Source organism: Arthrobacter sp. 2YAF22_2, assembly GCF_052114645.1.
Lineage (GTDB): Bacteria > Actinomycetota > Actinomycetes > Actinomycetales > Micrococcaceae > Arthrobacter.
In genome coordinates this window covers 1-8,665 of record NZ_JBFRFD010000101.1, presented here as the reverse complement: position 1 = coordinate 8,665, position 8,665 = coordinate 1, and the positions used below count along the sequence as shown (strand labels likewise).

Genomic DNA, 8,665 nt, shown 5'->3' with positions numbered 1-8,665 from the left:
GTACCAGCACAGTGAAGAACTTGTTGTTGTTGGTGACGCTCCGGTCCCGAGGGCACCGGATAGCGGCGCCGCCCCAAGTATTGGAGTCCGCGTACGTGAATACCCTATTGAATAGCACACCACTTGCTGCTGATTCGGCGCAATTCGCTCCGGCGATCCGACAGTCGGCTGCTACTCCAGAGGGGCTTGCTGGCGCAAGGTTGGATCCGGAAGTGATAACGGTGTCGCCTCCCACAGCCTTGATCGCCTGCAACTTCTGCGTGTTTACCGAATCGCTTGTGCTTGCCGCGACGAAGAATCCGCTGACGGGGTAGATCGGAGGGTCGGCCGCCACGGCCGGCGGCCCGATCGGGCAGAGGCCTAGCACCAACAGCGCCACAACCAGCAAACGGAAGCTGTCCACTGCTCCGTGAGAGGCATGGTCTTCTTTATCTCGTACTGTTGCCATGTTCGATCCTGGGCTCGCTGAGCTGAGACCTGGACCTAACTAACAGGATGGAGCTAGCCGCTGCAGTCTACAAGTGCCACACCTTGAGTTTTCTCGGGTGAAGCATGCCTTTTAATCAGCGATGAGCGCAGGCGGCGAGTCTGCGGCCGCGGCGATTCAGTAGTTTAGGCTCTGGTCCCGTAGCCTTACCGGTGAACATTCACTTCATTTTCTTGGGGGAAGACCTGTGGCTACTGTCATGCCGATCTTCGGGACAAGGCCAGAGGCCATAAAGATGGCCCCGATCGTCGCGGCGCTTGACCAATCGGAGCTGTTTGACTGCGTCGTCACCGTAACCGGGCAGCACCGGGAGATGTTGGACCAAGTGAACGAACTTTTCGGCATCGTGCCGGATCATGATCTGAACATCCTCCAGCAGCGCCAGTCGCTCTCCGCCATCATGACGCGCACCATCGACGGCCTGGACAAGCTCTTCACGGGTAGCAAGCCTGACGCTGTGATTGTCCAGGGCGACACGACGACCTCCACCGCAGGAGCCATCGCAGCCTTCTACCACGGCATTCCCGTTGTCCACGTCGAGGCAGGCCTTCGCAGTGGCGATCTCTTCTCACCGTTCCCGGAAGAGGCAAACCGTAAGCTGACCACCCAGCTCGCCAGCCTGCATCTGGCCCCGACCAGCGTCAGTAAGGCAAATCTGTTGGCCGAGGGGGTCAACCCCCAGGACGTTGTCGTCACGGGCAACACCGTTATTGATGCTTTGCTCACCACCGTCGGAAAGAAAATACCGTTCGCCGACCATCGGCTGGAAGAGCTCGCCGGCGCCGGGCGAAAGATTCTCTTGGTCACTACCCACCGACGTGAAAACCAAGGTGAAGCAATGCGCGGGGTTGGCCGAGCGCTGGCCAGGATTGCGGCATCAGAACCAGATTTAACCATTGTGCTGCCAGCGCACATGAATCCGGTGGTTCGCGAGGCAGTGCTGCCTGCGCTAGAAGGCAAATCAAACGTCGTCATTACCGAGCCACTGGCCTACGGCGAATTCACCCGCATGCTCTCGCTGGCCCACATCGTGCTGACCGATTCCGGTGGAGTGCAGGAAGAAGCACCGAGCCTGGGCAAGCCCGTCCTGGTCATGCGAGATAACACCGAGCGGCCCGAGGCAGTCACTGCGGGTACCGTGGCTCTGATCGGCACCAAGGAGGAAAAGATCTATATCGAAGTCGGCCGTTTGCTGCATGACGACGACAAGTATGCCTACATGGCCAACGCCGTCAATCCCTACGGCGATGGCAACGCTGCCGCGAGGACAGTAGCCGCAGTGGGTCAGATGCTTGGTCTAGGGCTCCGCCTCCCTGAGTTCAAACCCGGGGCGCTAAACCGCGAATTTGAACTTGCTCTGGCCGAAGGTAGGTCCTAGCCCAGGAATCCCGGTCAAACTCCGTCGGAGCGGCTGCACTCACAGCTCCTGGCTGAACCCGCGAAGCCTCTCACTAGCCGGCACGGGGTGGAAACCTACGGTGGTGATCCGAGTGAGGTCCAGCACGCTGTTCAGTGGTCTGGGCGCTGCTGCTTTGCCTTCGAAGTACTTCTCGGTGGTGACGCCCGTGACGGCGTTGCGGGGCTTGCCGGAAAGCTCAAAAACGTCAGCGGCGATGTCTGCCCAGGATTTCTGTTCCCCGTCGTTGCTGAGGTTGTAGATTCCATAGTCGGCTTCTGACTCGATCAGGTGGCGGATGCCAGCCGCAATGTCTTCAGTGAATGACAGCCGTCCAATTTGGTCGTTGACGACGGACGGTTCGATGCCGCGGCCTGCAAGGGACGCCATGGTACGGACGAAGTTGTTGCCCTCGCCGATCACCCAACTGGTGCGCACGATGTAGTGGCGCGGTACAACGCTGACGACGGCGTCCCCGGCGGCCTTGGTCTGGCCGTAGACCCCCAGAGGAGAGAAAGGTTCGTCCTCAGTGTGGACCTGATGGGTGCCGTCGAAAACGTAGTCGGACGATATGTGGACGAGAATAAGGTCGTGCTCGACGGCGGTTCTTGCCAGGCGGCCGACCGCCGTGACGTTGATCTGCCAGGCGGCAATCCGCCCCTCGGGGGTCTCTGCGGCGTCGACGGCCGTGTAGGCGGCGGCGTTGATGATCGTGGAGTAGTTCTTCCAGTTGCGGCCTTCGAAGGCGTGCTCGTTGCCGAGATCGAACTCGCCGCGGCCGGCGAATTCGACAGCGGGGTCACCGTTGTAGATGTTCCGCAACGCCTTCCCCAACTGGCCGTTGGCGCCGAGGACCAGGATCTTTTTGGGCGGCATCGGCGTGACCTCCGCGAGGCGCGGGTGCCCCCTGTCCTTGTCGGATAGTTCCGCCTGCTCCAGCGGGACCGGCCAAGCTATGGCGGCGGTCTCGTCCGCAAGGTTCAGGAAAGTGTACTGGCCCTGCGCGTCGGCGGACCAATGGTCGTTGACGAGGTACGTGTAGGCGGTGTTGTCCTCCAGCGTCTGGAAGGCGTTACCCACCCCGCGAGGGATAAAAATGGCCTGGCTGGGGTCCAGTTCTGCCGTGAACACCGCACCAAAGGTCGGGCCCTTGCGCAGGTCCACCCAGGCCCCGAAGATCTTGCCGGTCGCCACCGAAATAAATTTGTCCCACGGCTCCGCGTGGATCCCGCGGGTGGTGCCGGCCTTCTCGTTGAAGGAGACGTTGTTCTGAACGGGCCGGAAATCCGGCAGGCCGAGCGCCAGCATTTTCTCGCGCTGCCAGTTCTCCTTGAACCAGCCGCGGTTGTCGCCGTGGACCGGAAGGTCGTAGAGAACGACGCCGGGAATCGGGGTTTCGTGGGCGGTGAGCTTTTTCGAGAACTCGATCGACATCTTCTACTGCCCCTGTTCCTGGTACTTGGCCTCTGTCGCGGCCTTCTGCGCGCGCCACCAGTCCTCGTTGTTCCGGTACCAGGCGATGGTGTCCTCAATGCCGGCGTCGAAATTCGAGAAACGGGGCTCCCAGCCGAGCTCGGTGCGGAGCTTCGTAGAGTCGATCGCGTAGCGCATGTCGTGACCCGGCCGGTCCACAACATGGTCATAGGCGTCCGGCGCCTGACCCATGTGCTTGAGGATCAGTTCAACGACATCTTTGTTGTTCTTCTCCCCGTCGGCACCAATCAGGTACGTCTCCCCGATCCGCCCCTTCCCAATGATGGCAAGCACGGCCGAAGAATGGTCATTCGCGTGGATCCAATCGCGGACGTTTTCGCCCTTGCCGTAAAGCTTGGGACGGATCCCATCGATGACGTTGGTGATCTGGCGCGGAATGAACTTCTCCACGTGCTGGTACGGACCATAATTGTTCGAGCAGTTACTGATGGTCGCCCGCAACCCGAACGACCGCACCCAGGCCCTCACCAAAAGGTCCGAGCCCGCCTTCGTCGACGAGTAAGGGCTGGACGGGTTGTAGGGAGTGCTCTCCGTGAACCGCTCCGGATCATCGAGCTCCAGGTCGCCATACACCTCGTCCGTGGAGATGTGGTGGAACCGCTTGTCATGCTTCCGTGCCGCCTCGATCAGCGTGTACGTGCCGATGATGTTGGTATCCAGAAACGGTCGCGGGTCGTGCAGCGAATTGTCGTTGTGGGATTCCGCTGCGTAGTGAACTACGACGTCGCAGCCGGCAACCAGTTCGTCGACGAGGGTGGCATCGCAGATGTCCCCCTGGACGAAGCGGAATCGCTCCCCTGGCAGGCCGTCGAGCGACTTCATGTTGCCGGCGTAGGTGAGCTTGTCCAGGACCGTCACGCCGTCGCCGGTGTTTTCGATCACATAGCGGACAAAATTGGAGCCGATGAACCCGGCGCCGCCGGTCACTAGTAGTCGTTGCATAGTCTAGGACTCTACCGGTTTGCAGTTGACGGCTTAAAACGAAATGATCTGACTTATGCGCGGAATCATTCTGGCCGGGGGAACAGGATCTCGTTTGCATCCGATTACCCACGGCATCAGCAAGCAACTTGTCCCAGTTTTCGACAAGCCCATGATCTACTACCCATTATCGACGTTGCTTCTGGCTGGAATCAGGGACATCCTGATCATCACTACGCCCCAGGACGCCGACCAGTTTCAGAGACTGCTGGGCGACGGCTCGCAATTTGGTATCTCGCTCACCTACAAGCAACAGCCCTCCCCGGACGGTCTCGCTCAGGCTTTTGTCCTAGGCGCCGAACACATTGGAGGGGATTCGGTCGCCCTTGTTCTTGGCGACAATATTTTCTATGGCCGCGGCATGGGCAGCCAACTGCGAAAATACGCTGATGTGAAGGGCGGAGCAGTCTTCGGGTACTGGGTGCAGGATCCCAAATCCTACGGTGTTGTGGAGTTCGATGTCGACGGCAAGGCCCTCTCCCTCGAAGAGAAGCCTGAACATCCCAAAAGCCACTACGCGGTTCCGGGCCTCTACTTCTATGACAACGACGTCATCGAAATTGCCAAAAACCTTAAGCCTTCGCCCCGCGGTGAGTTGGAGATCACAGATGTCAACAAGACATATCTCGAACGGGGCCTTCTGCAAGTAGAAATACTGCCGCGTGGTACAGCGTGGTTGGATACCGGTACCTTTGATGACCTCAATGACGCCTCGAACTTTATTCGAACAGTTGAGAGTAGGCAAGGACTTAAGATTTCCGCGCCCGAGGAGATCTCGTGGCGTCAGGGTTTCTTGACAGACGAAGAACTCCGGCAGCGCGCTGAGCCGCTAGTTAAGAGCGGCTACGGGACCTATCTGCTGGGCCTACTCGAGGCATAGCACGCAAGCCGCCACCCACCCACCACTACCGACACTCTTGGAATTAGGACGAAATGCCCCTCCGCCTGACAGTAATTGGCACCGGATACCTCGGCGCTACGCATGCCGCTTGTATGGCGGAACTGGGATTTGAAGTCCTCGGGGTGGACGTCGACAAGGAAAAAATCGACAGTCTTAGTAGAGGTGAACTGCCCTTCCATGAACCTCACCTACAGGAGCTCCTCCAGAAACATATAGCAACTGGTCGGCTACGCTTTAGCACATCGATTGATGAAGCAGGTGAATTTGGTGATGTGCATTTCATCGCCGTTGGAACCCCGCAACGTGCAGGAGAGCATGCCGCCGACATGACGTATGTTGACTCGTCAGTTGCCGCTATTGCACGGGCTGCCACGAAGGACTGCCTAATTGTGGGGAAGTCCACCGTTCCAGTGGGAAGCGCTCGACGGCTTCAGCAGCTTGTGCAGGAAGAGTCATCACTCGGTGTCAATGTCGGACTTGCTTGGAACCCGGAATTCCTGCGGGAGGGCTTTGCTGTCGAAGATACTCTCCGTCCGGACCGGCTCGTCATTGGCAGTGAGTCCTCTGCTGCCGAAAAGATATTGCGCGAAGTCTACGCAGACGCACTGAGGCGGGAGACACCCTTTATCGCCACAGATTTCGAGACTGCCGAGCTTGTCAAAGTGGCGGCAAACGCCTTCCTTGCAATGAAAATATCGTTCATCAATGCTTTCTCAGAAGTCACCGAGACCGTTGGCGGGGACATTCGAACCCTAGCCGACGCCATCGGTCACGACAAGAGAATCGGGAGGCGTTTTCTGAACGCAGGCGTCGGCTTCGGAGGAGGCTGCCTGCCGAAGGATATTCGAGCGCTGCAGGCTCGAGTCTCTGAACTTGGCCTGGACAGCACGATGCGGTTCTTGAACGAAGCCGATGAAATTAACCTGAGGCGCCGCGATCGCGTCGTTCGCCTCGTTCAGGAGCACTTTGGTGAGCTCGAAGGCAAGTCAATAGCCGTGCTTGGGACAGCGTTCAAGCCAAACAGCGACGACGTCCGCGATTCACCCGCACTCGACATCGCCGCCAGACTGTTTAGCAGTGGCGCAGACGTCAACGTCTATGATCCAAAAGCAAACGCCAACGCTGCCAAACGCTTCCCGCGGTTGAACTACTGTGATACTTTGATCGACGCGGTTAGCGGTTCCGATGTTGTTCTCCTGCTAACGGAATGGGAAGAATTTAGGGATCTGACTCCGTTTGCTTTATCCGGCCATGTCCGCCACCGGATGATTGTCGATGGACGGAATGTTCTGAATCCGAACGACTGGACGGAAGCAGGTTGGATTTTTAGGGCCTTGGGAAGACGAACGAAGCGGCCGACTGCGAGTTTTTGTCGAGAGGCAGACCGCCACGTACTGGGCCAGGAGGAAGTTACTCCAGATGATTGTGGTCATCCTACGGGCGCTGTGGTTGCGACGGTCGGCGTGTGAGAAGTCTAACCAGTTTCGCTCGTGACGACGGTCAGCGGGCCGGCCCGCCCGTATGTACGGGCGCAGTTCCAGTCCACTTCCCACTCCCGTGGGAGCCGGTGACTGCAATAATCCGGGAAACCGGCTCTTCGTGGTTGATGGTGAAACAGGTTCCGTGTCTTGAAAGCTGAAGGGCTCGAAGCCCTGCTGTGATGGATGTTCTCTACGCATTCATCAAGAGTCAGGAGCTACGAGCCTTGATCGAGCCTACTTCCCCGCGCCCCGATGCTGCCACCGCCATTTTCAACCTGCCCGACTACCGCGTCACCGGCACTGAGGTCCTCGCGTTCGGGCAGCGACGGGTAACTGTCGAGGCCATCACAGAGGCCGGATGTCCGTCCTGTGGTGTAATCGGCACCCGCGTTCATTCCCGCCGGCCCCAAGGACTGCGCGACATCCCTGTCGGCGGTCCGATCGAAGTGGTCTGGGCCGAGCGGAGATTCTTCTGTGATGAGTACCTGTGCCCGCGCAGGACATTCACCGAAGAGACTGCCCAGGTCCCGCGCAGGGCACGGTCCACCCGCCGGCTTCGTGAGGCCTGGGTGGCCGCAGTGATCGGATCCGGAAGGGCGGCGGCGGAGGCGGCTACCTCCTTCGGTGTCTCATGGTGGCTGGTCCAGCGCGCCTTGGATTCCGCGGCACTGACGCTGCCTGATGTTGATGCACTGGCCCCGCGAATGCTCGGCATCGATGAACACCGCTACCGGTCCGTGCGGTTCTTCCGCGACCCGGCCACCAAGGCCTGGAAACGCTACGAACCCTGGATGACCACCATCGTGGATCTGGACACCGGACAGGTACTGGGCATCGTCGACGGGCGGGACCACAAAGGCGTCGGCGACTGGCTCTTCGCCCGCCCCCGGCAGTGGCGCCTGGGTGTGCAGGTCGTCGCCATCGATCCGTCGGCGGCGTTCCGTAAGGCGTTGCGGATGTGGCTTCCCCGCACCGCGGTCGCGGTCGATCATTTCCACTTGATCTCGCTGGCCAACCAGGCCGTGACCGAGACCCCGCAGAGCCTCTCCCAGCAGGTCAAGGGACGCCGCGGCCGGGCCGTGGACAAAGCCTGGGCCCACCGCATGCTGCTTCTGCGCGCCGGCGACACGCTCAGCTGCAGGGCCGCCCTCCGGCTCGAGGGAGTGTTCACCGCCGATGATCCGACCGGCACCCTCCAGGCAGTCTGGAAGGTCAAGGAACAGCTCAGGGCACTCCTCCGCACCGGCTCGCTGGAGGATGCCGCGGCGGCGAAAGAGGTGCTCGAGAAACGGGTCAAGGAAGCCGGCCGGCCGGAGACGAACAGGCTCTACCGCACCGTGTGCAGGTGGTGGAAAGAGATCGAAGTGTTGATCATTACCGGCGCGACAACGGGAAAGGTCGAGGCCAACAACACTTCGATCAAGCACATCAAACGCACCGTCCGCGGGTGCCGCAAGGGACTGCTGAAGGTTTAGTTGACAGCTGGGGTTGATAATTTCTTACGCGGCTGAGGCCGCGTTTTTTATTGTCTCAAACTCGATGGGTGTCAGCCGTCCGAGGGCGCGTTGACGGCGTTTTCGGTGGTAGCTGCGCTCGATCCAGGTCGTGATGGCCAGCCGGAGCTCGGCCCGGGTTTCCCATCGTTTCCGGTTCAGGACGTTCTTTTGAAGCAGGGAGAAGAACGATTCCATCGCGGCGTTGTCCCCGCATGCCCCTACCCGGCCCATCGATCCGTTCAGGCCATAGGTGTTCAGGGCCAGGACGAACTTTCTGGATCTGAACTGGGACCCGCGGATGCTCTCCTAAGTGTCAAGCCGCAGTTCGATGGTGTCTGGTGTTCGGGGTGATGTGCTGGCGGCCGGGGTTGAGGAGGAAATAGACCTCGCGGGCGAGGTATCGCTTCAGGCAGCGGATGATTTCCATTT

The 8,665-nt window shown here is 59.8% G+C and carries 7 protein-coding genes and 2 pseudogenes; 4 read left to right on the top strand and 5 right to left on the bottom strand.

Features of this window, described 5'->3' with window-relative positions; genetic code table 11:
* The coding region (locus AB4Y86_RS06250; protein WP_441401071.1) for a hypothetical protein at positions 1–448 on the bottom strand (448 nt) is incomplete at its 3' end.
* A 238-nt stretch (positions 449–686) separates the two neighbouring features.
* Here AB4Y86_RS06250 and wecB point away from each other — a divergent pair.
* On the top strand, positions 687–1,865 hold the full coding sequence (gene wecB, locus AB4Y86_RS06245; RefSeq protein ID WP_441401069.1) for a non-hydrolyzing UDP-N-acetylglucosamine 2-epimerase: 1,179 nt from the start codon (positions 687–689) through the stop codon (positions 1,863–1,865).
* 39 nt (positions 1,866–1,904) lie between these two features.
* Here wecB and AB4Y86_RS06240 read toward each other — a convergent pair whose 3' ends face one another.
* Both AB4Y86_RS06240 and rfbB read right to left on the bottom strand, forming a co-directional pair.
* On the bottom strand, positions 1,905–3,317 hold the full coding sequence (locus AB4Y86_RS06240; RefSeq protein ID WP_441401067.1) for a sugar nucleotide-binding protein: 1,413 nt from the start codon (positions 3,315–3,317) through the stop codon (positions 1,905–1,907).
* A 3-nt stretch (positions 3,318–3,320) separates the two neighbouring features.
* The gene (gene rfbB / locus AB4Y86_RS06235) at positions 3,321–4,319 is read right to left on the bottom strand and encodes a dTDP-glucose 4,6-dehydratase (RefSeq protein WP_441401065.1); all 999 of its coding nucleotides are present in this window, start codon (positions 4,317–4,319) and stop codon (positions 3,321–3,323) included.
* Between the two features lie 55 nt (positions 4,320–4,374).
* Between rfbB and rfbA the strand changes: the two genes are divergently transcribed.
* From rfbA to AB4Y86_RS06220, 3 genes are all read left to right on the top strand, one after another.
* On the top strand, positions 4,375–5,238 hold the full coding sequence (gene rfbA / locus AB4Y86_RS06230) for a glucose-1-phosphate thymidylyltransferase RfbA (RefSeq protein ID WP_441401063.1): 864 nt from the start codon (positions 4,375–4,377) through the stop codon (positions 5,236–5,238).
* Between the two features lie 53 nt (positions 5,239–5,291).
* The gene (locus AB4Y86_RS06225) at positions 5,292–6,728 is read left to right on the top strand and encodes a UDP-glucose dehydrogenase family protein (RefSeq protein ID WP_441401061.1); all 1,437 of its coding nucleotides are present in this window, start codon (positions 5,292–5,294) and stop codon (positions 6,726–6,728) included.
* Positions 6,729–6,964: 236 nt separating this feature from the next.
* Complete coding sequence (locus tag AB4Y86_RS06220) at positions 6,965–8,215, top strand: ISL3 family transposase (RefSeq protein ID WP_441401059.1); 1,251 nt, start codon at positions 6,965–6,967, stop codon at positions 8,213–8,215.
* A 24-nt stretch (positions 8,216–8,239) separates the two neighbouring features.
* Here the strand turns inward: AB4Y86_RS06220 and AB4Y86_RS06215 are convergent.
* Together AB4Y86_RS06215 and AB4Y86_RS06210 are read right to left on the bottom strand one after the other, a co-directional pair.
* Positions 8,240–8,539: pseudogene (locus AB4Y86_RS06215) on the bottom strand (integrase core domain-containing protein); the annotation flags it as partial.
* A 10-nt stretch (positions 8,540–8,549) separates the two neighbouring features.
* Positions 8,550–8,665, bottom strand: a pseudogene (locus AB4Y86_RS06210) (IS110 family transposase); the annotation flags it as partial.